Genomic DNA, 402 nt, shown 5'->3' on the forward strand with positions numbered 1-402 from the left:
TCTCAAACGCGTACTTACGGCGGATAACGAGGCTATCCTCTGGCGGCAAAACCAGCCATTCTCGTTGGCGCATTTTACTCCCCGTACTGACTGGTACCCCGCGACTGGCGCACCACAACCAGAACAACAGCAACTCTTAAAGCAGCTAATGACCATGCCGCCGGGCGTGGCAGCGGTAACGGCTGCGCGTGGGCGCGGTAAGTCGGCGTTGGCAGGGCAACTCATTTCTCGTATTGCGGGCAGAGCGATTGTCACCGCGCCCGCAAAAGCGTCAACGGATGTACTGGCACAATTTGCGGGCGAGAAGTTTCGCTTTATTGCGCCGGATGCCTTGTTAGCCAGCGATGAGCAAGCCGACTGGCTGGTGGTCGATGAAGCCGCAGCCATACCTGCGCCATTGTT

1 pseudogene is annotated in these 402 nt (G+C 58.2%); it reads left to right on the forward strand.

What is annotated here, in order from left to right:
* Positions 1-402: pseudogene (locus FHD02_RS24075) on the forward strand (tRNA cytosine(34) acetyltransferase TmcA); the annotation flags it as partial.

The organism is Citrobacter sp. EC_71 (assembly GCF_019584005.1).
Classification (GTDB): Bacteria; Pseudomonadota; Gammaproteobacteria; order Enterobacterales; family Enterobacteriaceae; genus Citrobacter; species Citrobacter werkmanii.